Genomic DNA, 24,972 nt, shown 5'->3' on the forward strand with positions numbered 1-24,972 from the left:
TGGCTGGCAGCTTCTGTAGCGCCTTCAGACAAGCACAGCATAGGTCATGGCGTCAGGGCCGGGGGAAGCGCCAGTCTGCTGCGCGAACCACCTGACAAAACGGGCCATCAAGCGTTGCGTTGTGGTGCGCGACGATATCCCTGGCTTTCATCAGCGGTGTATCCGAGCAGGAATGGCCCTCTGCAACGAGCACAGCGGCAAACCCGAGATCACGGGCTACCCTGCAGGTGCTGTCGACGCAATATTGGGTTTTCAGGCCTGTGATTACCACGCCGCTAGCACCGCAAGCGCGCAGCTGGGCAGCCAGGCTGGTGTCTTCGAAGGCATTGGGCCGGCGCTTCTCGAATACCACTTCGCCGCCCAGAAGCTTGAGTTCTGGTGCAATCAGCGTTGCGGGGCTGCCGGGCTCGATTGGCGAGCCGGCTGGCCCCACGTGGCGCGCGAGAAAGATCGGGGCGCCTGCACTGCGTGCCTGGTCCATCAGGGTATTCAAGGTTTCCAGCAACGCTTCACAGCGCCAGGGTTTTTCGGCGCCGTGAACAAGCCCAACCTGGATGTCGAGTATCAATAGGGCATACATGGCTGCATCTCCTTGCGTGGAGCCAGCGATGCACGGGGCAGAAAAAAGGCCCGTCCATCGCTGGCGGGCCTTTGAAGTTCGTCTGCTATACGCTCACGACACCTCGCACGCTCCGCCTGCAGCGGTCGTGGTGGTAGTGGTCGAGGTCAGGCAATCGTTGATCATGCAGCGAAGCTAGCAATAACGCAGCGAACTGGCAAGACACTCGCTACCTTGAAATGCACGCGTCAGCGCAGCGGAACGATCAGTTCAGCGCCCTGGTTGCGCACATTTCCCACGGCCGCGCTCACCCGGTACCATTCGAAGTGCTCTGCGGGTTCACCCAGGTTGAGCACCAGTTGCTCCGCCTGCTCGCTCGGCATGTCGGCGACGATCCACGCGCGAGCCAGTTCTGGCGCGAGCACGACAGGCCTGCGATCGTGCACATCCACCAGGCCGCCCTGGGCATCGGCGGTGATGATCACGAAGCCGTCGCAGGCGTTGCCGGCAAATTGGCCAATCGATGCACACAGGGCAGGGTGCCCATCCCGGCGGCGGATGTAATAAGGCTGTTTCCGCGGCCCGCCTTCATCGACCCATTCATACCAGCCGTCGACTGGCGTGATCGCCCGGTACGGCCAGATCGCCCGGAAGAAGGGGCCGTGTGCCACTTTTTCCACACGGGCATTGATTGGCGCTGTGCGGTCAGTCGCCCAGTGCGGCCGCCATCCCCATTTCACCAGGTCTGCCCGCAGGCCTGCGTGATCCACCCGCAGCACGGCCACCGGCGTTGTCGGCGCGATATTGTAGCGACCCAGGGGCTGCTCGCCGACATTGTTCCGCCAGGCTTGCGGCAAGCTCAGGGTTGCAACGAAATCATGGATGCCCCGGTACTGGCTCAGCCTGCCACACATACCTCGCCCTCCTGCCCTGGCGGATAAGCATAGCCCGCCGTGTGGTGCCGGGTGGAATGATGAGCAGCCTGGCGCAAGCTGCCATTTGGCGGGGATTTTCTCGCCCGGAGAAAACTCATGGGCTCCGCCCGTCATCAACAGGAGTGACGGCAGTACGGATCAAGCGGTACAGGAGGGTCACCTGATGAGTACGCCACGTGGCATACGCAACAACAACCCCGGTAACATCGATTTCAACCCGCGCAACCCCTGGCAAGGGCAACTGGGCATTGAAGAGGGCGTGGCCCGGCCGCGCTTCGCCCGTTTCGACCAACCGGAAAACGGCATCCGCGCGCTTGGCAAGCTGCTCATCAACTATCGCGGCAAGGACGGTTTGCCCGGTCTGGGTGAAAAAGGCATCGATACCGTACTCGAGGCCATCAGCCGCTGGGCGCCGAGTAGCGAGAACGACACTCGCGCCTATGCCGAAGCGGTGGCCCGCAGCCTGGGCGTGCGCAGCACCCAGCCGATCGACCTCAGGCACCCGGCCACGTTGCGGGCGATGGTGCTTGGCATCATCACCCATGAAAACGGTGGCAACCCCTACAAGGCGCAGGTGATCGACGAAGGGGTGCGCAGGGCACTCCTCTGACAGGACCATCATCTTTGCGTTGCTGTGTGGCGGCCCTTGGGTCAGCCTGCCGCTGCGGGTGCAGGCTGCGCGTTCCCAACCTCGTCGGGGATCCGGACGAACACGCTGTATTTGCCGCCTTCCATTTCTTCGAAGGCAATCAGTTTCTTTACCAGCAGACCGCTCAGGACTTTGCCGGCATTCAACAGCAGCATGCCGTTGTCGGCATGGAGGTTTCGCGCCAGTATCATGCCCTCTGCCAGCTCGTGCGTGTTCAACACCTTGATGGCCGGGTCGGTCAAGGTGATGTCGCGCATGTATTCGGCGCAGACGTTGACGAAATCTTCCACCAGGTCTGGGTCGTACAACTTTCCGGCATATTTGCGAATGTACAGCAGGGCCTCATCGCTATTGAGCTGGCGCTCCAGGACCAGCCCGCGCTGCAACTCGATGAAGTCCACGGCCATTTTCAGCCAGCGGGCCCCCAATGGAATTGCCTGGCCCTTGAGATGGCCCGGAAAACCGCTGCCGTCCCAGCGTTCCTGGTGGTGCAGGATGAGTTGTGCGGCCTCTTTCATGGGGTCCAGGGTCATGACCAGCGCTTCGCTCTGTTTCGGGTATGAGCGGTACAGCTCGCGTTCCTGGGGCGCAATGAGGTCGGCTGGGCAGGTGAGCATGCTGTCGGTCCAGCTCATCTTGCCGATGTTGTACAGCGCAGCCGCCATGGTCAGGTTGCGGCAGGTCGCGTCGTCCAGCTTATGACTGGTGCAGTACACCTGTATCAGGTCGATGACTTGCCGGTTGGTCTGCTTGGCCTTGGGCAGGCGCATGTTGCCCAGTTGCGAAAAGAATTCGGTGCTGGTCACGTAACTGCGCTTGAGCTCTTCGTAGGCAAGGTCAAGCATGTCGGCGGTCTGCTGCAACTCGGCGGTGCGCGCGGCTACGCGCTGTTCGAGGCTCTCGTTGAGTGCCTTGAGTTGCTGGAGCTGAACTTGAGTGAGTTGTTCCAGGCGTTTTCGCTCGCTTTCCGAATGCTGGTGGTCCAGCGCCTGACGCAAGGTGACCAGCAGCTCTTCGTCATTCCAGGGTTTGCTGATGTAACGATAGATATGCCCGTCGTTGATGGCTTTCGCGATGGTGTCGGTATCAGCGTAACCGGTCAGCAGAATGCGCAACGTGTCGGGAAACCGTTCATGCACGTGCGCCAATAGCGTGGCACCGTCCATGTTCGGCATACGTGCGTCGCTCATCACCAGGTTGATCGGGCGCTGTTGGAGTAACTGCAGGGCATCGGCGCCGCTTTCGGCGAGGAGGACTTCGTAAGGCTGGCTGCGTAGCAAACGACGTAGGCTGTTGAGAATCGAGGGTTCGTCGTCCACCAGAAGTACTACGGGCTTGTCTGTGGTGCCATCGGTAACGGGTTGCTCCATGAATCGCTCCTTGCCGGTTTCAGCCAGACTGCTCCCTGGCTACAGCCTAGATGACATTTGCTTCTGCCGTTAGCTTTTGTCGGTTGGCCTCACTATGCTCGGAGGCAACGTGCATCTCGCCAGGGAGGGTTGTGCTGTGCCGACCAGTCTGCAGCTTCGCATCATTGCCACGCTGCTTGTGCCGTTGCCGGCATTGGCGTTGGCCCAGAGCATCGGTGGGCCACTCACGCCGCTGCCGGCAGTACCGAAGCTTGACCCCGCGCGGGTAGAGCTGGGCCGCAAGTTGTTCAATGACGCACGATTGTCGCCTGACAACAGCCAATCCTGCGCCGATTGCCATCGCCTGGATCGGGGGGGCGCTGACGGGCAGGCCCGCTCGTCAGGTGCCGATGGCAAACCTTTGGCGGTCAATACCCCCAGCGTTTTTAATGCCAGCCTGAACTTCCTGCAGTTCTGGGATGGGCGTGCGCAATCGTTTGAGGGGCTGGTACACCTGGCAAGCGGTAGTGCGGCGCAAAAGGAGAATGGCTGGGTAGGGGTAGTCCAACGCCTTGCAAACGACCCGGTCTATCGCGTGGGGTTTGCCGAAGCCTATGGTCAGCCAGTGACCGCGCACGACATCGAAGACGCACTGGTCACCTATCAGCGCACCCTGTTGACGCCCGATTCACGCTTTGACCGCTACCTGCAGGGTGACACCAGCAGTCTCAGCCTGGAGGAGAAGCATGGCTACCAACGCTTCCAGGAATACGGATGTATCGCCTGCCACCAAGGCGTGAACATTGGTGGCAACATGCTGCAGAAATTCGGCGTTTTCGATGATTATTTCGCCAACCGTGGCAACGTTACGCAGGCGGATAAAGGGCGCTACAACGTGACCGGCGACCCGGAGGACCTGTACCTCTTCAAGGTCCCCAGCCTGCGAAACGTAGCGGTCACTGCCCCTTACTTTCATGACGGTTCGGCACCTACCCTGGAAGCCGCTGTCGACGCCATGTTCCATTATCAGTTGGGGCGCACGCCAAGAGACGGTGACAAAGCGCTGATCATCAAGTTTCTCCAGACCCTCACCGGCCAATGGGAGGGCAAACCGCTATGAAGCTCAATGCCCGGCGCAGTCTGCTGCTGTTGGCTACCTGCGTGATGTTGCTGGCGTCCGTATTGGTCTATCTGTACTGGATGTCCAGGTCCGATGAGAGCGGTACCTATGCCCAGGCGCGTGACCTGATTCGCCAGATCAAGCAATACGACGCCCAGTGGGAGAGCGCAGTGCTGAAGGCACGCACCACCACCAATTACAATTATGACCCGCTGGTGCTGCCGTTGATGGACATGAAGCGGCTGTGGCAGGCGTTCCACAAGCTGGAAGGGCGCCACCAGAAAACGGCCATGCCTGCCTGGCAAGCGGCCATTCGCGACTACCAACAGGCCTTTGACGACAAGGTCCTGCTGGTGTCGCGCTTCAAGACGCACAATGCGATTCTGCGCAACTCACTGGCTTTTCTCCCGGGTGCAGCCGATGTCATCCAGGCGCATCTAGGCCAACTGGTCGATGCCGACACGCTTCGCCTGCGCAGGATCACCAGCGACACCTATGACTTGATGCTCAGCAGCCTGGAGTTTGCCCAGACCACGACCGATGACAAAGCTGCCGATATCCTCGTTGGCTTGAACGATCTTGCGGTCAACAAGGAGCGCTTGCCTGTCGATTTTCAGGTACCCATCGATACCATCAGCAAACACATAGAATTGATCCTGCGCGAACAACCCAAGGTCGATCAATTGCTGGAAGCGATCGAGGCGGTGCCGATCGCCGAGCGTCTGGACGCCATTGCCCTGATGCTGGACCACGACGAACAGGCCGCGTTGCTCACGTCTCAGCGATACCATTTCTACCTGCTGGTGTTTTCCACCCTGCTGGTTTTGCTGCTGCTGTACATGGGGGTGTGGCTGATGCGCAGCTATGCCGAAATAAACCGGGTGAACCGAGCGCTGCTCAGCGCCAATGACGAACTGGAGCAGCGGGTTGAACGGCGCACCCAGGCCCTTAGCCAGGCTAGCGCAGCACTGCAACGTGAGGTGGATGAACGCCGGCTGCTCGAGAACCAGTTGGTCCAGTCGGAAAAGCTCGCCTCGCTTGGCCAACTGGCTGCCGGCGTCGCCCATGAGGTCAACAACCCGATTGGCTTCGTTTCATCCAACCTCGGCGCGCTGGATGACTATTTCGGCCGTTTGCAAAACATGCTCAAGGCCTATGCCGATGCGGAAAACAACCTGGTTCCGGAGGGCCTCAGCGCGGAGCTGGCGAAATTGCGCACGGAAATCGAACTGGACTACCTGCTGGAGGACATCCCGGCGCTGATCCGCGAATCCAAGGATGGCATCAGTCGCGTTGCGCGGATCGTCAAGGACCTCAAGGACTTTTCCCGCGTGGACGCCAGCCAGGACTGGCAGCTGGCAGACCTGCATCAAGGCATCGAGTCGACCTTGAACATCGTTGCCAGCGAACTCAAGCACAAGGCGGAGCTGGTCAAGGACTACCAACCGTTGCCGCAGGTCGAATGCCTGCCGTCGCAGATCAATCAGGTGGTCATGAACCTGCTGGTCAATGCCACCCAGGCGATGGGCAACGAGCGGGGCAGGATTACCTTGCGAACCGGCGCCAACGACGCGTGGGTGTGGATCGAAGTCGCCGACAATGGCTGTGGCATACCTGCCGAGAACCTGCAGAAGATCTTCGACCCGTTCTACACGACGAAGCCTGTCGGCCAGGGCACCGGGCTGGGCCTGTCACTTTCGTACGGCATCATCAGGCGCCATGGCGGCGAGATCCACGTGGCCAGCGAGGTGGGTGTCGGTACGACATTCAGGGTTGAATTGCCTATCCGTCAGGCTCGGTCGGCCTGAGCCGACAAGCGTGTTGATGAGCGGATACAGCCATGTTCCAGCGGTGCACCAGACCTTGGCCTGTGCGCACTCGAGCGGACCTGTGCCGGCACCGGTGATTGGTCTACAGTACAGGAACGACTCCCTAGTGTAAGGAAACAGATATGGCAAAGCGTCGATGGTCGGTAGTTGCAGTGGTCACCTCGATCGCCTTGGCAGTGGGGCCTTCCCTTTCCTTTGCCGACCCGGGTAACGGTAAGGGGCAGGGCCATGGCAAGAATCAGCACGTCCAGGGCCAACACGGACAAGGTCAGGGCCAAGGCCAAGGCCAAGGCCACGGTGGCGGTGGCGGTGGCGGATATGGCAACCCTTCGATTGACCATGGCTACGTGCTCGACATCCTCGCCGGCCACCGCAGTTACTGGAACGCCGGGCCAGCACTGCCCCCGGGTATCCAGAAGAACCTGGCCCGTGGCAAACCACTGCCGCCAGGTATCGCCAAGAAGCTCGATGGCCGGCTGCTGGGGCAGCTGCCGCATTACGACGGCTATGAGTGGATGCAGGCAGGCGTGGACCTGATCCTGGTGGCAGTCGCGACAGGGATCATCTACGAGGTGTTGCACGGCGCACTGGATTGAACCGGGCCAGCCGCCCCCGCAAGTGCTCACCGGCCTGCGGGAGCGGCCCTGGTGTTGGCCAGGCATCGCCCATCAACTTTGGTTGATTAGTATCCGGGCTTGACCCCCGTTAGAATACCGCGTGTTCAACAGGGTCAATTGCAAATGTCTATGTTTCGTATCTTTCTCACCTCTGTGCTGGTCACCGGTCTTGCCGGCTGCGCGACCCCTGGTAAGCCTACTGCCAGCAAGCTGACTCACAAATCGCCCCAACAGTATGCCGCCTGCGTACTGCCGAAGTGGCAAGCGCTGGCACCCCAGGCCACGCAAAAGTCCATCGCCCACGGCTACCGGCTGACAGCCCCCAGCGCCGTGGCCTCCGACGATGTGCTGGACGTGGTCGATTATCGCCAGGGCAGCCGCGCCACCTTCTACAAAGGTAGCTTCCTGTCAGGTGACAAACTGCGCCAGGCCGCCAAGGAATGCCTGGACTGAGCCTGGTGGCCCTGAGCCGTTGGAGCCGATCATGTCGGGTAGCCGGGCATAGTGCCTGATGGCCGCAATCATCCTGCATCAAAGCGCTTGTTCATTTGCTCGCACTGCAGCTGCGCGTCGCTCCTGCTTGGATAGCTGGGCTTGAGCCGTTCCTTGGCCTGGTTGTCGTAGATGTCGAAACCCGCGCAAACGGTCGCGGCGAAATCGCGGGCACCCAGGCGGAGCGACTCCTTTTCGATCGGCACAGCCGGAACGATAACGAATCTCGGTTGCATGTCATGTGCCTCCCCAGGCAGAGATTTAAGTATTAGTCTGGCCCTGGATAACCATCAAGGCGCCTCATGAATAAACAGGGAGAGCGAGGAGTGCGGTCGACAGTCCAGTTGTCATGAAATGAAAACCCACTGTCGTCCGATGCGAAGCACCTTGGATGCCAAGGGCATACAGTCCAATCACCCAGAACTGACGCCTGGCGTCCAGATCGATGATTGGAGAGACAAGCATGTCCAAAGTCGTACGTTTCCATCAGACCGGTGGCCCCGAGGTGCTGCGCTACGAGGACGCCGAAGTCGGCGAGCCCGGCCCGGGGCAGGTGCGCTTGCGCCAGGTGGCGGTTGGCCTGAACTACGCCGATACTTATTTCCGCAACGGCACCTACCCGATCCCATTGCCCAACGGCATCGGCGTGGAAGCTGCCGGCGTGGTCGAAGCGGTGGGTGAGGGCGTGAGCCAGGTCGCGGTCGGCGACCGGGTCACCTACACCGGCTTTCTCAATACCCTGGGTGCCTATTGCACCGAGCGCCTGATTCCCGCGGCCGCACTGATCAAACTGCCGGATACCATTGCTTTCGAAACGGCCGCCGCCATGACCATGCGCGGCCTGACCTCCGCCTACCTGCTGCGGCGGCTCTATGCCTTCAACCCCGGCGACAGTGTGCTGCTGCATGCCGCCGCCGGCGGGGTCGGCCTGATCGTCGCGCAGTGGGCACGGTTACTGGGGCTGAACGTGATCGGTACCGTGTCTACCGAGGCCAAGGCCGAAGTGGCCCGGGCCCATGGCTGCAATCAGGTCATCAACTACAGCGTCGAGGACGTGGCCACGCGCGTGCGTGAGTTGACTGATGGGGCAGGGGTGAACGTGGTGTTCGACAGCGTCGGCCGGAGCACCTTCATGGGGTCGCTCGACTCACTCAAGCGTCGCGGCCTGATGGTCTGCGTCGGCACGGCCTCGGGTACGATCCCGCCATTCGACCCACAGTTGCTGGCGATCAAGGGCTCGCTGCAGCTTACTCGCCCGGCATTGGCCGACTTCATCGCCGACCCGGCGGAAAAGGCCGACCTGGCCGGCGAGCTGTTCGACCACGTCAGTAGTGGGCGCATCCGTATCGAAATCAACCAGCATTATGCGCTGCAGGATGCCGTTCAGGCCCATCGTGACCTGGAAGCGCGCAAGACCACTGGTTCGTCGATCTTCGTCATCTGAAGAGGGCAACAGCATGCACATCGAACAACTGACCTGCGCGATCGGTGCCGAGGTAGCAGGGGTCAACCTGGCCGACGCGGTCCACGACGATGACCTGTTCGCCGAGCTGCGCGCACAGTTGCTCCGCCACCGTGTACTGTTCCTGCGCGACCAGCACTTCAGCCGCGCCGAACACGTCGCGTTTGCTCGTCGCTTCGGCGACCTGGAAGACCACCCGGTGGCCGGCAGCGACCCGGAGCACCCCGGCCTGGTGCAGATCTACAAGCGCCCGGACCAACCCAACGACCGCTATGAAAATGCCTGGCACGCCGATGCCACCTGGCGCGAGGCACCGCCCATGGGCTGTGTGCTGCGTTGCATCGAATGCCCGCCGGTAGGCGGCGACACGATGTGGGCAAACATGGTGCTGGCCTATGAAAACCTGCCAGACGATGTGAAGGCCAAGATCGAAGGCCTGCGCGCCCGTCACAGCATCGAGGCCAGCTTTGGCGCCGCCATGCCGCTGGAAAAGCGCCTGGCGTTGAAGGCGCAGTTCCCGGATGCCGAGCACCCGGTGGTGCGTACCCACCCGGAAACCGGCGAGAAGGTGTTGTTCGTCAACGCTTTTACCACCCATTTCAGCAACTACCACACCCCGCAGCGGGTGCGCTTCGGCCAGGACGCCAACCCCGGCGCTGGCGACTTGCTGCGCTACCTGATCAGCCAGGCCTACCTGCCCGAGTACCAGGTGCGCTGGCGCTGGAGGCCCAATAGCGTGGCGATCTGGGACAACCGCAGTACCCAGCACTACGCCGTCATGGACTACCCACCTTGCCATCGCAAGATGGAGCGCGCCGGGATCAAGGGCAGCGCTACGTTCTAGGGCGGCCGCCATGATCGGCGGCAACCACACAATAACAATAGCGAGGACTACAGCATGCAATTCTTCGACGATTCGTTGCACCCGGAAAACATGGAAAAGGTGGTGATCACCGTGGCCCCTTATGGCCCGGAGTGGATGCCCGAAGACTTCCCTGAAGACATTCCGCTGACCATGGACGAGCAGGTGCAGAAGGCCGTCGACTGCTACGAGGCAGGCGCCAGCGTGTTGCACCTGCACGTGCGTGAGCTGGACGGCAAAGGCTCCAAGCGCCTGTCCAAGTTCAACGAGCTGATTGCCGGGGTACGCGAAGCGGTGCCGGACATGATCATCCAGGTCGGCGGGTCGATTTCCTTCGCGCCGGAAAGCGAGGGCGAGGCGGCCAAGTGGCTGTCGGACGACACCCGGCACATGCTCGCCGAGCTGACGCCACGCCCCGATCAGGTGACCGTGGCCATCAATACCACACAGATGAACATCATGGAGCTGTTGTACCCGGAATACCTGGAAGGTACCTCGCTGGCCAGCCCGGCGATCCATGCCGCCTACAGCGAAATGACCGTGCCGGCCGGCCCGGCCTGGGTCCGCGAACACCTGCGCCGTCTGCAGGCCAGCAACATCCAACCGCACTTCCAGCTGACCGGCATGCACGCCCTGGAAACCCTCGAACGCATCGTCCGCCGCGGTGACTACATGGGCCCGCTGAACCTGACCTGGATCGGCATTGGCGGCGGCTTCGACGGCCCCAATCCGTTCAACTTCTTCAATTTCATCCACCGTGCACCGGATGGTTGCACCCTCACCGCCGAGTCGCTGCTGAAGAACGTGTTGCCGTTCAACACCATGGCCCTGGCCATGGGCCTGCACCCGCGTTGCGGCAACGAAGACACCATCATCGACCAGCAGGGCAAGCGCTTCACCTCGGTGCAGCAGATCCAGCAGACCGTGCGCATAGCCCACGAACTGGGTCGGGAGATCGCCACAGGCAAGGAAGCCCGCGCCATCTACCGCATCGGCCAGCAGTACGACAGCATCGAGCAGACCCTCAAGGCCAATGGCATGGCGCCCAACCGCCAGCCGGGTGTGAGGGGTGTGCCGCAGCGCGGCTGATGCTGATACGGCAGGCCTGGCCTCTTCGCGGGCATGCCCGCGAAGAGGCCCGCAAAAGCAACATGAATGTTGGCTGTAGTCCATAACAACAAGAACAACCTCACGCCCCGCACCCAAGGAGGCAACATGGCCACCTATCTCGCCAGTGCCGAAGATTCCGGCACCGACACCGCCCACAGCGTCCCTCGGCGCTATGCCTGGGTGGTGTTCGCCCTGACCTTCGGCCTGCTGATCTCCGACTACATGTCGCGCCAGGTGCTCAACGCGGTGTTCCCGCTGCTCAAGGGCGAATGGGCATTGAGCGACAGCCAGCTCGGCCTGCTCAGCGGTATCGTCGCGCTGATGGTCGGCCTGCTGACCTTCCCGCTGTCGCTGCTGGCCGACCGTTTCGGCCGGGTGCGCAGCCTGGTGCTGATGGCGGTACTGTGGAGCCTGGCCACCCTCGGCTGCGGCTTGGCACAGGACTACCCGCAAATGTTCATCGCACGCTTTCTGGTCGGGGTGGGCGAGGCCGCTTATGGCAGTGTCGGCATCGCCGTGGTGGTTGCCGTGTTCCCCCGTGACATGCGCTCGACCCTGGCCGGTGCGTTCATGGCCGGTGGCATGTTCGGCTCGGTCCTGGGCATGGCGTTGGGCGGCGTGCTGGCCCAGCACCTGGGCTGGCGCTGGGCCTTTGCCGGCATGGCGTTGTTCGGCCTGATGCTGGCACTGCTGTACCCGCTGGTCGTCAAGGAGGCGCGCATTGCGCCAAAGTGCGCGCAGCAGTTGCAGGGCAACGCCGGCCGACCGTTGCGCAGCCTGTACAACAGCCGTTCGGTGATCGCCGCCTATGTCGGTAGCGGCCTGCAGCTGTTCGTCGGTGGCACCGTGATCGTGTGGATGCCTAGCTACCTGAACCGCTATTACGCCATGGGCACCGACCGGGCCGGGGCGATTGCCGCAGTCATCGTGCTGTGCAGCGGCATTGGCATGATCCTCTGCGCCATGCTCTGTGACCGCCTCGGGCGGCAGCGCCCTGATCGCAAGATCAGCCTGGCCATTGCCTATTGCCTGGGCAGTTGCGCGTTGCTGTCGCTTGCTTTTGCGCTACCAGCAGGTACCGCGCAACTGGTACTGATCGGCCTGGGCATGATGATTGCCGCCGGCACCAACGGCCCATCCAGTGCCATGGTCGCCAACCTCACCCACGCCGCGGTGCACGGCACTGCGTTTGCCACCCTGACCCTGGCCAACAACCTGCTGGGCCTGGCCACCGGGCCACTGATCACCGGGCGCGTTTCCGACCTGATCGGCCTGCAGGCCGCCTTCCAGCTGGTGCCGCTGATGAGCCTCGGCGCGGCACTGGTGTTCTTCCTTGCCAAACGGCATTACCAACCTGACATGGAGCGTCTGCATGCGCCGGCCCATCACATGGCTGACGCACCCCGGGAGTTGAAACCGTGAAGCTATTGTTATCCGTCGAAGTGTTCTTCGATTTTGTGTGTCCGTGGTGCCTGATTGGCCAGCGGCACCTGCAGGCTGCGCTGTTGCTGTTGCAGCGCGAACGGCCACAGGTGCACGTGCACCTGCAATGGCGCGGGGTGCAGTTGTTGCCTGGCTTGCCAGCCAGTGGCCTGCCGTTCCATGCGTTCTACCTGCAGCGCCTGGGCAGCGAGGAGGCGGTACGCGAGCGCCAGGCCCTGGTGCGTGCTGCCGCCTGCGTGGTCGGCGAGGACATCGACTTCTCGCGTATTCGTCGCATGCCCAATACCGGCAATGCCCACCGGTTGCTGCAACGGGCCGTGGGGTTGCTGGACACAGCGCACCAGGAAGCCTTGCTGGCGCAAATGTTCATTGCCTACTTCCACCAGGGCCGCGACCTGGGAGACAGCCGTGTCCTGCTCGACATCGCCCAGCGTTGCGGGCTGGAAGCGGCGCAGGTAGCCGGTTGCCTGCGTGACGATGGCAGTCCGTTCCTTGATGGGGCAGGGCGCGCAGGCAGCAGCGTGCCGCGCTTTCGCTTCAACCAGGGGCCGCTGATTGCTGGCGCCCAGCCTGCCGAGGTGCTGTTCGCCGCCATGACAGACGCGTTGCAACAGGTCGAACGGGCATGAGCCGGCGTATTGCAGTAGGCCCCGGCCAGGTACCGCAACGTAACGGTCGTGTACTGCTGACCTGTGAAGGCCGCAGCGTGGCGCTGTTCAACGTTGCCGACGCGCTCTATGCCATCGATGACAGCTGCCCGCACCAGGGCGCGTCGTTGTGCGGTGGGCGGCTCGAAGGCCGCGTCATCCAGTGCTGCGCGCATGGCTTGCGGTTTGACCTGGCCAGCGGCTACCTGGTCAATTCCAGGGCGCTGAAGGTCACCAGCTACCCGGTCGAGCAGCAGGGCGGGCAAGTCTACATCGTGTTTGACAACGAGGACGCCGGGCGATGATTACTCTGGCACTGAGTGTTACCCAGCAACGTATCCGCACGTTTGCCCCGGGGGTGGTGGTCAGCCTGATCGTCGGTGCTGCGGCCAGCTTTCTCAGCGAACACTATGCAGCGCCGGTCATGCTGTTTGCCCTGTTACTGGGGATGGCACTGAACTTTCTGGCGGTCGATGGCCCCTGCAAGGCCGGCATCGAATTTACCGCCCGCACGGTACTGCGCCTGGGCGTGGCCTTGCTCGGCATGCGCATCACCCTGGACCAGATCGCCAGCCTGGGCTGGAAACCGGTGGCCCTGGTGGTTGGTTTGGTGGTGGTAACGATCCTGGCCGCGGTAGTGGTGGCCAAGGCGCTGGGCTTTTCACGGCTGTTCGGCCTGCTCACCGGCGGTGCGACGGCCATTTGTGGCGCCTCGGCGGCGCTGGCGCTGGCCGCCGCCTTGCCCCAGCACCCGCGCAAGGAGCATGCGACGCTGTTCACCGTGATCGGCGTTTCAGCGCTGTCGACCCTGGCGATGATCCTGTACCCGATGATTGCCCGGTGGTTGCACTTGTCGCCCGGGCAGGCCGGGGTCTTCCTTGGCGCGACGATCCACGATGTGGCGCAGGTGGTGGGGGCGGGCTACAGCCTGTCCACCGAGACCGGTGACATTGCCACAGTGGTCAAGCTGATGCGGGTGGCGATGCTGTTGCCAGTCATTGTCTGCGCGGCCATGATCACCCGCCACCACGGCCTTGAGGCAGGTGGTCAGCGGCCACCCTTGCTGCCCTGGTTTGCGGTCGGCTTCCTGCTTCTGGCCTGCGTCAACAGCACAGGGTGGGTGCCGGCGGCGGTGCAGGGCGGCATCAATGAGCTATCGCGTGGCTGCCTGGTGGTGGCGATCAGTGCCCTGGGTATGAAGACCCAGCTCAAGGCGCTGGCCTCGGTCGGCTTCAAACCCATTGCACTGATGGTCGGGGAGAGCGTGTTTCTGGTGCTGTTGGTGCTGGCGCTGATGCACGTGGGGCTGCAACCTTCCGCCTGACGCATTCACTGGTAGGAGCGGCTGCAGCAGCGATCACCGGCAAAGCCGGTGCCATCCACCGCGTCGCCTGCTGCGCGGATGAATCCGCTCCTACACTTCATCGTGCCGGGCCCGCCAGCTGGCCGGTGGCATGCCGAACTGGGCGATGAACCAGCGAGTGAATGAGCTGGGCATGGAATAACCGAGCATGTCGGCAATGCGCCCCAGCGAATAGCCGGGGTTTTCCAGGTAACGCATCACCAGGTCGCGGCGCACGCTGTTGATCAGGTCCTTGAAGGTCAACCCGTTTTCCTCGAGACGCCGCTGCAGGGTACGCACGTTCATGCCCTGCGTCTGCGCCACCTGTTCGATGGTGGCGCGGCCCATGGGCAACAGCAGGTAGATGGTCTTGCGCAGCTCCAGCTCCAGCGACGGGGTGCCGCCCGCCGGCAGGCTGTCCAGGTAACGCTGCGCCAGACGGGCCATGGCTTCGTTGGCCTGGGGGCTGGCGCTGTCGAGATCGGCGGCGGGGCAGACAATGCCGTTGAACTCACTGCCGAACACCAGAGTGCAGCCGAAGATGCGCCTGTGGGTCGCCAGGTCGGCTGGGGCCGCGTGGGTGAAGTTGGCGCTGATCGGGTGCCAGTGGGCACCTAGCAGGGCCGCGCACAGGCGCATCATCACGCCGATGGCCAGCTCGGTGGCCTGGCGGCTGCAAGGCGCGCGCTCGTTGATCACCTCTTCGCGAATGATCACGGTCTTGCCGGCTTCCTCGATATGAATGGCCAGGGCGTCATTGAGCAGGTGCCGGTATTGCACGATCACCTGCAGGGCATCGCGCAGGGTGCGCTGGTGGCTGAGCAGCAGGCTGATTTCGCCAAAATCCGACAGTTGCCGCAACTCGGCCATGCGCAGGCCGAAGCTCTCGCAGTGGCTGGTGCTGGCCGAGGCTTCCAGCAAGGCAATGACACTGGCAACCGGGATACGCCGGTTGGGGTCATCGAGCAACGCGGCACTGAGGCCAACCTGCGCCAGCAACGCGTGCGGGTTCAGGCCCAGGTGGCGGGACACTTCGAGGTAGTTGGTCAAACTGGCGGCACGGACGAGGGCAGGCATTCTTGTTGTTTTCCATGTTGGGTATGCCGACATGCGTTTCGTGCTTTATAGACTGCGTGTCATGAATTGAAAAGCAAAGCCCTCGCGGGCCCTTTGTCATCAAATGAAAAGCCCCTGACGCCGAATGTGAAGCACCCCAGTGGCGCGCTGTTTACTGTGAACCTCAAGAGCTGCATCCCGAGACGAGGTTCACCGTGGAAAAACTGCAAACCACTGCCACCGTGTTGATTGTCCCTGGCCTGCGCGAGCATGTTGCCGAGCACTGGCAGACCTTGCTCGCCAAGCGCCTGGCCAAGGTTCGCAGCGTCCCGCCGCTGCAGGTTGACCGCCTGAGCTGCACGGCCCGGGTCGAAGCGATCCAGCGTGAGCTGGAGCAGATCGACGGCGAGGTGCTGTTGGTGGCGCACAGCGCCGGGGTATTGATGGTCGCCCACTGGGCGGCGCGCTACCAGCGGCCAGTCAAAGGGGCGTTGCTGGCGGCACCACCGGACCTGAACGCACCATGGCCGGCCCACTACCCAAGCCCGGCCAGCCTGGCTGAGCATGGCTGGGCGCCGGTGCCGGAGGCGCCATTGCCATTCCCGAGCATTGTCGCTGCCAGCAGCAATGACCACCTGGCCAGCTACGCCACGGCTGGCGACCTGGCCCGCCGTTGGGGCAGCGAACTGATCAACCTGGGGGCCGTTGGCCACCTCAACCCAGCGTCCGGTTTCGGCCATTGGCCGCTGGCCGAAGCCCTGGTCCGCCGCCTGGATAACCCGAACCTGCAATAGCGCATGGACGCCCCAGCCACGCCCGCAAAAAGACGGGTGGCGTAAAAACAATAACAATACGTGGAGCCATCGTAATGCCAGTAACCCGCATTCACCGTGCTGTGAAGCCACAGCGCTGCCTGCTCGCTTGCGCCGTCAGCCTGCTCGCGCTACCCGCCGCCCAAGCAATTGAAGTCGACACCGGCAATGAAAACTGGGCCGTACGCTTCGACAACACCGTCAAGTACAACTACGGCGTACGCACCGAAAGCGCCGACCAGCGCATGCTGGGCACGCCCAACAGCAACGACGGTGATTACAACTTCCGCAAGGCCGGCACCAACATCACCAACCGGGTCGACCTGCTGACCGAACTGGATGTGGTCTACCAGGGCAACACCGGGTTCCGGGTCAGCACCGCCAGCTGGTACGACAAGGCCTATGACAACACCGGTTCCAGTAGCAACCCATTCGTCAATGGCAAGGGTGACCAGTCCGGCATCAACCCCAGCCTCAATGGCCTGCCCGGCACCGGTGTGCCGCTGGGTAGCCCGCACCTGAGCAACTACGCCCAGCGTTACTACAGCGGCCCGTCCGGTGAAGTACTGGATGCCTTCGTGTTCTTCAGCCGTGAAGTCGGCGAGGCCTCGCAGGTCAGCGCCAAGCTCGGCCAGCACAACCTGTTCTGGGGTGAAACCCTGCTCAACCCGGTGCACTCGTTGAGCTACGGCCAGTCCGGCCTGGACCTGGCCAAGCTGGCCGCCTCGCCGGGCACCGAGGCCAAGGAACTGTTCGTGCCACGCAACCAGCTGTCGACCTCGTTCCTGGTCAACTCCGAACTGACCCTCGGCGCCCAGTACTTCTTCGATTGGGACGCCGCCCGTTTACCCGAGGCCGGCACCTACTATGGCGGCTCGGACGTGGTCGGCGAGGGGGCGCAGAGCTTCCTGCTCGGCCACACCGGCACCCCGGGGCTGATCCCGGTGCGCGGCGCGCTGACCAGCATCCGTCGTGGCCACGACCTGAAACCGGGCAAGAGCGGCGACTGGGGCATCATGGCCAAGTGGTCGCCGGAGTGGCTGGGCGGCACTCTCGGTTTCTACTACCGCAAGACCTCCGAGATCCTCCCGCAGGCCTGGCTCGACGCGCGCGGCATGACCGTCGCCAACGGCCCGTTCGGCAACCCGCCGGGCAGCCGCCAGGGGGCGGTCGGCAACCTGTACAACTCGCTGCAAAGCACCACTTACCAGTTCGCCTATTCCGACGACATCGACATCTATGGCCTGAGCCTGTCCAAGGATGTGGGCGGTATCAGTGTCGGCAGCGACCTCAACATCCGCCACAACATGCCGCTGGCGAGCATCCCGGCAATCGTCAGCGCCCCCGGCCAGGGTGGCCTGGGCGGCGGCTTCGGCCTGCTTCCGGCACGCCTGCCCAGCAGCGGGGTGATCTACGACGTGCCCAAGGATGGCGACGGCCTGAGCGCCACCGGCGACACCTTGCACTGGACCTTGAACGGCCTGATGACCATTGGCGATACGCCGCTGTTCGATTCGGCAACCCTGCTTGGCGAGCTGTTCTACAGCAACCTGCTCAAACTCGATAGCCACAACGAGGCCTTGTACAAGGGCAAGAGCAGCTACCGCGGCATCGACAAGGCCACCCGCGACAACTGGGGCATCGCGGTCAACTTCACCCCCACCTGGTACCAGGTGCTGCCGGGCATGGACCTGAGCATGCCGCTGTCGGTCAACGTCGGCCTCGACGGCGTGTCGCCGGTGCAAGGCGGCGGCGCCGAGAACACCGGCAACTATGCGGTGGGCGTGAGCGCCGCGATCTACAACCAGTACTTCGTCGACCTCAAGTACGTCGACAGTTTCGGTGAGACCAAGGCCTGCAAGGACGGCCAGACCGACGGCAGCACCCCCAACGCCCTGGACGGCGAACAGGATTACACCTGCTACGGCGGTGGCTACGCCTCCTTCTCCGGCGGTGGTGCCACCACCGAGGACCGTGGCGCCCTGTACCTGACCGTCAAGACGACCTTCTGAGTCATGTTTCCTACAGCCTACACAGGAAGACAACCATCATGAATTTCGTACGTACCCTGCTGGCCTCGTGCCTGTCGCTGGCCGCCCTGAATGCTGCCCAGGCCGCCGTTTCCACTGACCAGGCCGCGCGCCTGGGCACCAGCCTGACCGCCATCGGCGCGGAAAAGGCCGGCAATGCCGATGGCTCCATCCCGGCCTACCAGGGCGGCCTGCTGACGCCGCCAGCCAGCTACCAGAGCGGCGCCAGCATGCGCCCCGACCCGTTCGCCAGCGACAAGCCGCTGCTGGTCATCGATGGCAAGAACGCCGAGCAGTACAAGGGCCAGCTGACTGCCACCACCCTGGAACTGCTCAAGCGCTACCCCAGCTACCGCGTCGATGTATACCCGACCCACCGTAGCGTGGCGCTGCCGCAAGCGGTACTCGACAACACCCGCAAGAACGCCACTGCGGCCAACAGCCAGGAGGGCGGCACGGCGGTGGACAACGTGCTGCCGGGCATCCCGTTCCCCATTCCGCAGAGCGGCGCCGAGGCCATGTGGAACTTCCTGCTGCGCTATCAGGGCGTGAGCATGACTGCCAAGTACGACTCGTGGAACGTCGACGCTGCCGGCAAGCCATCGCTGTCGACGACTGGCCAGGCCAATATCAGCTACCCGATCTACGAGGACATGACCAAGCCGATCGGTGCCAAGGACACCTACTACCAGATGAAGCTGGTGTACACCGGGCCCGCACGCCGCGCCGGCGAAGCGATGATGCTGCGCGATGCCGCCAACCCGCTGGTGCAGCCACGCAGTGCCTGGCAGTACCTGCCGGGCCAGCGCCGGGTCAAGCTGGCACCGAACCTCGCCTACGACACGCCCAACCCGGGCACTTCGGGTTCGGGTACCTACGATGACGTGTTTGTCTTCAACGGTGCGCTGGACCGCTACGACTGGACCCTGGTCGGCAAGCAGGAAATGTACGTGCCGTACAACACCTACCAGCTGACCTACAACACCGACGTCAAGCAGGTGATCACCCCCAACCACCTGGCGCCGCAGTTCGTGCGTTGGGAGAAGCACCGGGTGTGGGTGGTGGAAGGCAAGCTCAAGGACGGTGCGCGCCATATCTACCACAAGCGCCGCTTCTACCTCGACGAAGACAGCTGGATCGCCCTGGCCTCGGACCAGTACGACGCCCGTGGCCAGCTGTACCGCGGCTCGTTCGCCTTCCTCACCCAGAGCTATGACAAGCAGACCCCGGACGCCACACCGTTCATGATCTACGACCTGATCGGCGGCACCTACAACCTCAATGGCGTGGTCGGTGCCTACGGCGGCATCCGCTACATCGACCCGCTGTCGAAAACCCAGTGGTCGCCCGAATCGCTGGCCGGCAACGGCATTCGCTGAGCGTACGGAGCAGAGGTGGCAATGTCTGTCTTCAAACGATGCAGCGTGGTAGTTCTGGCCTTGGCCGCGCTGCAGGGCGCGGCGCAGGCTGCGCCCTTCACCGATGTGCTGGACCTGCCCGCCATGTCCAGCGCCCTGGTCGCCAGCAGCGCCTTGCGCGATGTCACCCTGGCCGGCCAGCGCCTGGTGGCGGTGGGCCCGCGAGGGCACATCCTGTACTCCGACGACCATGGCGCGCACTGGCAGCAGGCCCAGGTACCGGTCAGCGCCGACCTGAATGCCGTGAGCTTCGCCACGCCCGAACTGGGCTGGGCGGTTGGCCACGATGGCGTGGTGCTGCACAGCCGCGATGGCGGCGTGCACTGGCAGAAGCAGCTGGATGGCCGGGCACTGGCCGAGCAACTGCCGGGCACGGGTAGCGACAATGCCTTGCTCGACGTGTGGTTCAGCGATGCCCGCCATGGCTATGCGGTCGGCGTGTTCAACCTGCTGTTGCGCACCATTGATGGCGGCGAGCACTGGCAGCCCTGGCTCGACCACAGCGATAACCCGCAAGGCCTGCACCTGACCAGCTTGGCCGCGGTAGGTGACGAGCTGTACATCACCGGCGAGCAAGGCCTGCTGCTGAAGCAAACCGGTGAGCGCTTCAGCCGTGTCCAGACACCCTACGCCGGCACACTGTTCGGTGCTATCGGCAAGCCTGGCGTACTGCTGGTCTACGGCCTGCGTGGGCATGCCTACCGCAGCACCGATGGCGGCCGGCAGTGGCAACCGGTCAGCACGGGTGTGAACACCAGCCTCACCGCCGCCGGTGTCGGCCGTGACGGCCAGCTATGGCTGGCCAGCCAGGCTGGCGACCTGCTGCTCAGCCGGGATGATGGCGCCAGCTTCAGCCCGGTGCCGCAAAGCGCCCGTGGCCCGGTGACCGCGCTCGCCACCGATACCGGCAACGGCCTGGTACTGGTCGGCGAGCGGGGCGTGCGCAACCAGCCCGGTAACCCCACGCTGCACCCATAACAAGAGAAGACCCTGATGGCCGCTACCCGCCAAGACACCCTGCCGGTAATCCGCAACCTCGACGATTTCGACCCACGCTCGGGCAATGGCCTGGAGCGCCTGGTGTTCAACCATCGCCTGCCGTTCCTGCTGTGCATGCTATTGGCGACCCTGGTGCTGGGCTACATGGCGCTGACCCGCCTGGAGCTGCGCCCCAGTTTCGACAAGATGCTGCCGCAGAGCCACCCCTACATCCAGAACTACCTGGAAAACCGCGCATCACTGCGTGGCCTGGGCAACGCGGTGCGGGTGGTGGTGGAGAACACCCAGGGCGACATCTTCGACCCGGGCTACCTGCAGACCCTGCGGCACATCAACGACGAGCTGTTCCTCAGCCAGGGCGTGGACCGGGCCTGGGTTAAGTCGCTGTGGAGCCCGGCGGTGCGCTGGACCGAGGTGACCGAGGAGGGCTTCCAGGGTGGCCCGGTAATGCCCGACGGCTACCAGGGCGCTGCGGGTGACATCGAGCAGCTGCGGCAGAACATCGAGCGCGCCAACATTGTCGGCAGCCTGGTGGCGCGCGACTTCAAGTCGAGCATGCTGGTCGTGCCGCTGCTCGACCAGGATTCGGCTACCGGCAAAGGCCTCGACTACCACGCCTTCTCGCAGAAGCTCGAACAACTGCGCAGCCAGTACCAGGCCAGCGGCCAGTACCGCATCCATGTGATCGGCTTCGCCAAGCTGATGGGGGACCTGATCGACGGGCTGATCCAGGTGATGGCGTTCTTCGCCCTGGCAGTGCTGACCAGCCTGCTGGTCATCTATTGCTACACCCGTTGCGTGCGCAGCACCCTGCTGGTGGTGCTGTGTTCGCTGACTGCGGTGGTGTGGCAACTGGGCATCGTCGCCTGGCTGGGCTACGCCATCGACCCGTATTCGATCCTGGTGCCGTTCCTGATCTTCGCCATCGGAGTATCCCACGCGGCGCAGAAGATGAACGGCATCCTTCAGGACATCGGCCGTGGCACCCACCGCCAGGTGGCCGCGCGCTATACCTTCCGCCGCCTGTTCGTGGCCGGGGTGACTGCGTTGCTGGCCGATGCGGTGGGCTTTGCCGTGCTGATGCTGATCGACATCCCGGTTATCCAGGACCTGGCCATCACCGCCAGCATCGGCGTGGCGGTGCTGATCTTCACTTCGCTGCTGCTGATGCCGGTGGCGCTGTCCTATGTAGGTGTTGGTCGCAAGGCTGCCGAGCGGGCCCTGTACATCGACGCCCGCGCAGCGCAGCACCGCGGTTTCGGCCGGCTGTGGGACCTGCTCGACCGCTCTACCGAACGCAAATGGGCCAGCGCCGCACTGCTGGTGGCCCTGGCTCTGTGCGGCCTTGGCATCTGGGGCAGCCTGCAGTTGAAAATCGGCGACCTCGACAGCGGTGCCCCCGAACTGCGCGCCGACTCTCGCTACAACCTCGACAACGCCTACATCACCCGGCACTACGCGTTGTCCAGCGATACCTTCGCGGTCATGGTCAAGACCGCACCGGAAGGCTGCCTGCAATACCAGACGCTGGTCCTGGCCGACCGCCTGGCCTGGGAACTGCAACAATTGCCGGGTGTGCAGGCCACCGTGTCGCTGGCCAATGCCGTGCGCCAGATCACCGCCGGCACCTACGAAGGCAACCCGCGCCTGAACAGCCTGCAGCGCAACCAGGACGTGCTCAACTACGCCGCCCAGCAGGCCTCGGTCAACGCCCCCGAGCTGTTCAACAACGACTGCTCGCTGATGCCGGTAATCGCCTACCTGAAGGACCATCGCGCCGACACCCTGGCCCAGGTGGCCGCCGTGGCAGAACGTTTTGCCCGGGCCAACAGCAACGCCGAACAGCAGTTCCTGCTGGCTGCCGGCAGCGCCGGCATCGAGGCCGCCACCAACGTGGTGGTGCGCGAGGCCAACCATCGCATGCTGTTACTGGTATACCTGGCGGTCACGCTGTTCTGCCTGTTCACCTTCCGCAGCTGGCGCGCCACGTTGGTCGCGATCCTGCCGCTGATGCTCACCTCGGTGCTGTGCGAAGCGCTGATGGTGGCCATGGGCATCGGCGTCAAGGTTGCCACGTTGCCGGTGATCGCCCTTGGCGTGGGTATCGGCGTGGACTACGCGCTGTACCTGCTCAGCGTGCAACTGCACTACCAGCGCACCGGGCTGAGCCTGGCCCAGGCCTACCAGAAAGCCGTGGCCTTCACTGGCCGGGTGGTGGGGCTGGTCGGCATCACCCTGGCCGCCGGGGTGGTTGGCTGGGCCTGGTCGCCAATCAAGTTCCAGGCCGACATGGGCCTGCTGCTGACCTTCATGTTCCTGTGGAACATGCTTGGCGCGCTGGTGCTGATCCCCGCGCTATCGCATTTCCTCTTGCGTGGTCAGGCCGCTGCGGTGCCTGCCGAGGCCCAGGCCACGCCGCTTCCACAAACCCAAGAAACCGAGTGCTCGCCTCATGTCTGATTACCTTCCGCCGCTGCGCGACATGGATTTTCTGCTCAACGAAGTGTTCGATATCCCGACCTGGTGGGCGCAAACCCCCGCCCTGGCCGAGCAGGTCGATGGCAACACGGCCCGGGCCGTGCTCGAACAGGCCGGCCGGCTGATTGCCGAGGTGGTGGCGCCGCTCAACCGCAGTGGCGACGAGCAAGGCTGCCGCTGGGACGCCGGGCAGGTGCATACCCCTGCGGGTTTCGCCGACGCCTACCGGGCATTTGCCGCCGATGGCTGGGTGGGCGTGGCCGGTGCCCCGGAATATGGTGGCATGGGCATGCCGAAAGTGATCGGTGCCCAGCTCGAAGAAATGCTCAATGCCGCCAACCTGTCGTTTGGTTTGTATCCGATGCTGACCGCCGGGGCCTGCCTGGCGCTGCTCAACCATGCCAGCGAGCCGTTGAAGGCGCTGTACCTGCCGCCCATGTACCAAGGGCGCTGGACCGGTTCGATGTGCCTGACCGAGCCGCACGCTGGCACCGACCTGGGCCTGATTCGCACCCGCGCCGAGCCGGTTGCCGATGGCCGCTACCGCATCAGCGGGACCAAGATCTTCATCACTGGCGGTGAGCAGGACCTGACCGAGAACATCATCCACCTAGTGCTGGCGCGGCTGCCGGATGCGCCAGCAGGACCCAAGGGCATCTCGCTGTTCCTGGTGCCCAAGGTGCTGGTTGACGCCGATGGCGTGCTGGGCGAGGCCAATGCGGTGAGTTGCGGGTCGATCGAGCACAAGATGGGCATCAAGGCCTCGGCCACCTGCGTGATGAACTTCGACGGTGCAATCGGCTACCTGGTCGGTGAGCCGAACAAGGGCCTCAACGCGATGTTCACCATGATGAACTACGAGCGCCTTGGCGTAGGTATCCAGGGCCTGGCCCTGGGTGAACGCTCCTACCAGGGCGCCATTGCCTATGCCCGTGATCGCCAGCAGGGCCGTGCGCCGACGGGGGCCGAAGCGCCGGGGCAAGCCGCTGACCCGATCGTCGTCCACCCGGATGTGCGGCGCATGCTGCTGACCATGAAAGCGCTGAACGAAGGCGGGCGGGCCTTCTCTACCTATGTGGCACTGCAGCTGGACCTGGCCAAATACAGCGAGGCCCCGGTCGCACGCGCCCAGGCCGAGGCCAAGGTGGCATTGCTCACGCCAGTGGCCAAGGCCTTCCTCACCGACATGGGGCTGGAAACCACCGTGCACGGCCAGCAGGTGCTGGGCGGTCATGGCTATATCCGCGAATGGGGCCAGGAGCAGTTGATCCGCGACTGCCGCATTACCCAGATCTACGAAGGCACCAATGGCATCCAGGCCCTCGACCTGGTGGGGCGTAAACTGTTTGCCGATGGCGGCCAGGCCTATCGCAGCGTGTCCGACGAAATTACTGCCTTTGTCGAGACGCTGCCCGCGGCGTGCGCCGAGTTCGGCGCGCCGCTGCTGGCTGCCGTGCGCAACCTAGACGAGCTGACCGCCTGGTTGCTCGATCGGGCCCAGGGCAACCCGCGTGAGCTGGGCGCGGCGGCTGTGGAGTACCTGCAGGTGTTTGGCTACACCTTCTACGCCTACCTGTGGGCACGCATGGCCGTGGTTTGCCAGTGTCATGCGGCTCCCGAGCCGTTCCACCTGAGCAAGCTGGGCACCGCGCGTTTCTACTTTGCCCGCCTGCTGCCACGCATTCATTCGCTGAGCGCCAGTGTGAGGGCCGGTAGCGACAGCCTGTACCTGCTCGAGGCCGGGCAACTGTGAAGGCCGCCGA

At 63.6% G+C, this 24,972-nt stretch carries 23 protein-coding genes; 18 read left to right on the plus strand and 5 right to left on the minus strand.

Annotated elements, in window-relative coordinates; genetic code table 11:
* Positions 1 to 52 precede the first annotated feature (52 nt).
* Together HU760_RS12560 and HU760_RS12565 are read right to left on the minus strand one after the other, a co-directional pair.
* Entirely contained in the window at positions 53 to 580 is a 528-nt protein-coding gene (locus tag HU760_RS12560; protein ID WP_186674252.1) for an isochorismatase family protein, read from the minus strand.
* Between the two features lie 227 nt (positions 581 to 807).
* The gene (locus tag HU760_RS12565; RefSeq protein ID WP_186674251.1) at positions 808 to 1,473 is read right to left on the minus strand and encodes an SOS response-associated peptidase; all 666 of its coding nucleotides are present in this window, start codon (positions 1,471 to 1,473) and stop codon (positions 808 to 810) included.
* A gap of 184 nt (positions 1,474 to 1,657) precedes the next feature.
* On the opposite strand from HU760_RS12565, the gene HU760_RS12570 reads away from it, so the two are divergent.
* On the plus strand, positions 1,658 to 2,104 hold the full coding sequence (locus HU760_RS12570) for a structural protein P5 (RefSeq protein ID WP_186674250.1): 447 nt from the start codon (positions 1,658 to 1,660) through the stop codon (positions 2,102 to 2,104).
* Positions 2,105 to 2,145: 41 nt separating this feature from the next.
* On the opposite strand, the gene nosR is transcribed toward HU760_RS12570, so the two are convergent.
* Complete coding sequence (gene nosR / locus HU760_RS12575) at positions 2,146 to 3,513, minus strand: response regulator c-di-GMP phosphodiesterase, NosR family (protein ID WP_186674249.1); 1,368 nt, start codon at positions 3,511 to 3,513, stop codon at positions 2,146 to 2,148.
* Between the two features lie 94 nt (positions 3,514 to 3,607).
* Between nosR and HU760_RS12580 the strand changes: the two genes are divergently transcribed.
* From HU760_RS12580 to HU760_RS12595, 4 genes are all read left to right on the plus strand, one after another.
* Positions 3,608 to 4,612: a cytochrome-c peroxidase gene (locus HU760_RS12580; protein WP_186674248.1), complete on the plus strand. Its 1,005-nt coding sequence runs from the start codon at positions 3,608 to 3,610 to the stop codon at positions 4,610 to 4,612.
* Positions 4,609 to 6,420, plus strand: coding sequence for a DAHL domain-containing sensor histidine kinase (locus tag HU760_RS12585; protein ID WP_186674247.1), 1,812 nt, complete (start codon positions 4,609 to 4,611; stop codon positions 6,418 to 6,420). Before HU760_RS12580 ends, HU760_RS12585 begins: the two co-directional genes overlap by 4 nt.
* 143 nt (positions 6,421 to 6,563) lie before the next feature.
* Positions 6,564 to 7,037, plus strand: coding sequence for an anti-virulence regulator CigR family protein (locus HU760_RS12590; RefSeq protein ID WP_186674246.1), 474 nt, complete (start codon positions 6,564 to 6,566; stop codon positions 7,035 to 7,037).
* 144 nt (positions 7,038 to 7,181) lie between these two features.
* Positions 7,182 to 7,511, plus strand: coding sequence for a hypothetical protein (locus HU760_RS12595; RefSeq protein ID WP_186674245.1), 330 nt, complete (start codon positions 7,182 to 7,184; stop codon positions 7,509 to 7,511).
* 68 nt (positions 7,512 to 7,579) lie between these two features.
* Here HU760_RS12595 and HU760_RS12600 read toward each other — a convergent pair whose 3' ends face one another.
* The gene (locus HU760_RS12600) at positions 7,580 to 7,786 is read right to left on the minus strand and encodes a hypothetical protein (RefSeq protein ID WP_186674244.1); all 207 of its coding nucleotides are present in this window, start codon (positions 7,784 to 7,786) and stop codon (positions 7,580 to 7,582) included.
* Between the two features lie 227 nt (positions 7,787 to 8,013).
* On the opposite strand from HU760_RS12600, the gene HU760_RS12605 reads away from it, so the two are divergent.
* From HU760_RS12605 to HU760_RS12635, 7 genes are all read left to right on the plus strand, one after another.
* On the plus strand, positions 8,014 to 8,994 hold the full coding sequence (locus tag HU760_RS12605) for a quinone oxidoreductase family protein (RefSeq protein ID WP_186674243.1): 981 nt from the start codon (positions 8,014 to 8,016) through the stop codon (positions 8,992 to 8,994).
* A gap of 13 nt (positions 8,995 to 9,007) precedes the next feature.
* Entirely contained in the window at positions 9,008 to 9,856 is an 849-nt protein-coding gene (locus HU760_RS12610) for a TauD/TfdA dioxygenase family protein (protein WP_186674242.1), read from the plus strand.
* Between the two features lie 54 nt (positions 9,857 to 9,910).
* Positions 9,911 to 10,963 carry a beta-keto acid cleavage family enzyme gene (locus HU760_RS12615; RefSeq protein ID WP_186674241.1) on the plus strand — a complete coding sequence of 351 codons (1,053 nt, stop codon included), beginning with the start codon at positions 9,911 to 9,913 and terminating at the stop codon, positions 10,961 to 10,963.
* 126 nt (positions 10,964 to 11,089) lie between these two features.
* Positions 11,090 to 12,406, plus strand: a complete 1,317-nt coding sequence (locus tag HU760_RS12620) for an MFS transporter (protein ID WP_186674240.1) — start codon at positions 11,090 to 11,092, stop codon at positions 12,404 to 12,406.
* On the plus strand, positions 12,403 to 13,056 hold the full coding sequence (locus tag HU760_RS12625; protein WP_186674239.1) for a DsbA family protein: 654 nt from the start codon (positions 12,403 to 12,405) through the stop codon (positions 13,054 to 13,056). The genes HU760_RS12620 and HU760_RS12625 overlap by 4 nt, the downstream gene beginning before the upstream one ends.
* Complete coding sequence (locus tag HU760_RS12630) at positions 13,053 to 13,379, plus strand: Rieske (2Fe-2S) protein (protein WP_186674238.1); 327 nt, start codon at positions 13,053 to 13,055, stop codon at positions 13,377 to 13,379. Before HU760_RS12625 ends, HU760_RS12630 begins: the two co-directional genes overlap by 4 nt.
* On the plus strand, positions 13,376 to 14,398 hold the full coding sequence (locus HU760_RS12635) for a YeiH family protein (RefSeq protein ID WP_186674237.1): 1,023 nt from the start codon (positions 13,376 to 13,378) through the stop codon (positions 14,396 to 14,398). The genes HU760_RS12630 and HU760_RS12635 overlap by 4 nt, the downstream gene beginning before the upstream one ends.
* Positions 14,399 to 14,488: 90 nt before the next feature.
* Here the strand turns inward: HU760_RS12635 and HU760_RS12640 are convergent, their stop codons facing one another.
* Entirely contained in the window at positions 14,489 to 15,493 is a 1,005-nt protein-coding gene (locus HU760_RS12640) for an AraC family transcriptional regulator (RefSeq protein WP_186674236.1), read from the minus strand.
* Positions 15,494 to 15,687: 194 nt separating this feature from the next.
* On the opposite strand from HU760_RS12640, the gene HU760_RS12645 reads away from it, so the two are divergent.
* The 6 genes from HU760_RS12645 (at position 15,688) to HU760_RS12670 (ending at position 24,962) form a co-directional block, all read left to right on the plus strand.
* A complete protein-coding gene (locus HU760_RS12645; protein ID WP_186674235.1) occupies positions 15,688 to 16,266 on the plus strand; it encodes an RBBP9/YdeN family alpha/beta hydrolase in 579 nt (192 codons plus the stop codon).
* A gap of 74 nt (positions 16,267 to 16,340) precedes the next feature.
* Positions 16,341 to 18,296, plus strand: coding sequence for a DUF1302 domain-containing protein (locus tag HU760_RS12650; protein ID WP_186674234.1), 1,956 nt, complete (start codon positions 16,341 to 16,343; stop codon positions 18,294 to 18,296).
* 38 nt (positions 18,297 to 18,334) lie between these two features.
* The gene (locus HU760_RS12655) at positions 18,335 to 19,693 is read left to right on the plus strand and encodes a DUF1329 domain-containing protein (protein ID WP_186674233.1); all 1,359 of its coding nucleotides are present in this window, start codon (positions 18,335 to 18,337) and stop codon (positions 19,691 to 19,693) included.
* Positions 19,694 to 19,714: 21 nt separating this feature from the next.
* Positions 19,715 to 20,710 carry a WD40/YVTN/BNR-like repeat-containing protein gene (locus HU760_RS12660; RefSeq protein WP_186674232.1) on the plus strand — a complete coding sequence of 332 codons (996 nt, stop codon included), beginning with the start codon at positions 19,715 to 19,717 and terminating at the stop codon, positions 20,708 to 20,710.
* Between the two features lie 15 nt (positions 20,711 to 20,725).
* A complete protein-coding gene (locus HU760_RS12665; RefSeq protein WP_186674231.1) occupies positions 20,726 to 23,191 on the plus strand; it encodes an efflux RND transporter permease subunit in 2,466 nt (821 codons plus the stop codon).
* Positions 23,184 to 24,962, plus strand: a complete 1,779-nt coding sequence (locus HU760_RS12670; protein ID WP_186674230.1) for an acyl-CoA dehydrogenase C-terminal domain-containing protein — start codon at positions 23,184 to 23,186, stop codon at positions 24,960 to 24,962. The genes HU760_RS12665 and HU760_RS12670 overlap by 8 nt, the downstream gene beginning before the upstream one ends.
* Positions 24,963 to 24,972 lie beyond the last annotated feature (10 nt).

The sequence above is a fragment of the Pseudomonas oryzicola genome (genome assembly GCF_014269185.2).
In the GTDB taxonomy this organism is placed as follows: Bacteria; Pseudomonadota; Gammaproteobacteria; order Pseudomonadales; family Pseudomonadaceae; genus Aquipseudomonas; species Aquipseudomonas oryzicola.